We start from the raw sequence: 1,267 nt of genomic DNA on the forward strand, positions 1-1,267 counted from the left end.
TAATTAGACAGTCGGATTCTCCTAGTCCGTGCCAGTTCTGAGTTGACCGTTAAATGGCGGCCGAAGAGGACAGCCGGCCGCGACGCGAGCCGCGAACCGACGCCTCGCAGCAAGGAAGTTCCGCGGGAGGCCAAGGCACGGGACCGAGCTCGGATCCGGCACGGGCACGAAGCCCGCACCATCACCTCGCCCAGGCCCGGCACGTCAGCCAGGACCCGCTTCCCGACCAAGCCCGACACGCCCCGATCCTCAGAGCCAATCCTTATCCCGAAGTTACGGATCCAATTTGCCGACTTCCCTTACCTACATTATTCTATCGACTAGAGGCTCTTAACCTTGGAGACCGGCTGCGGATATGGGTACGATCCGGCGCGACACCCGCACGTGGCCCTCTCCCGGATTTTCAAGGTCCGAGGGGAAGATCCGGACACCGCCGCAACTGCGGTGCTCTTCGCGTTCCAAACCATATCTCCCTGCTAGAGGATTCCATGGAACTCGAACGCTCATGCAGAAAAGAAAACTCTTCCCGGATCTCCCGACGGCGTCTCCGGGTCCTTTTGGGTTACCCCGACGAACTCTCATACGAGGGCCCGACTTGTTAACGGTTCCGCTGCCGGGTTCCGGAATAGGAACCGGATTCCCTTTCGCCCGTCGGACGTGAACGGATTATATGACCATACCATCCGTATAGTGGTATACAAGTACAATAAACACGCCACATCGACATCGGCTTTCGCCTAGGGCTTAGGATCGACTGACTCGTGTGCAACGGCTGTTCACACGAAACCCTTCTCCACGTCAGTCCTCCAGGGCCTCGCTGGAGTATTTGCTACTACCACCAAGATCTGCGCCGACGGCAGCTCCAGACGGGCCCACGCCCAGTCCTTCTGCGCTCACCGCCGCGACCCTCCTACTCGTCAGAGCTTCGTGACGCGACCGAGCGCGCGAACGCTCCCGGCCGCGCCGCTCCTGCCGCTGACGGCAGAGTATAAGCACGACGCTACAGCGCCATCCATTTTCAGGGCTAGTAACTTCGGCAGGTGAGTTGTTACACACTCCTTGGCGGATTCCGACTTCCATGGCCACCGTCCTGCTGTCTTAAGTTACCAACGCCTTTCATGGTATCCCATGAGCGTCGATTTAGGCGCTTTAACTCTGCGTTTGGTTCATCCCACAGCGCCAGTTCTGCTTACCAAAAGTGGCCCACTTGGCACTCTGATCCGTTCGATACGTACGTAAGTACGCGCCAAAAACTCGCGGCTTCTAG

1 rRNA gene is annotated in these 1,267 nt (G+C 58.6%); it reads right to left on the bottom strand.

Going from position 1 to position 1,267, the window contains the following annotated elements:
• Positions 1-1,267, bottom strand: a 23S ribosomal RNA gene (locus tag EK369_RS22750); the annotation flags it as partial.

The organism is Shimia sediminis, from assembly GCF_003990645.1.
GTDB classification, from domain to species: Bacteria; Pseudomonadota; Alphaproteobacteria; order Rhodobacterales; family Rhodobacteraceae; genus Shimia; species Shimia sediminis.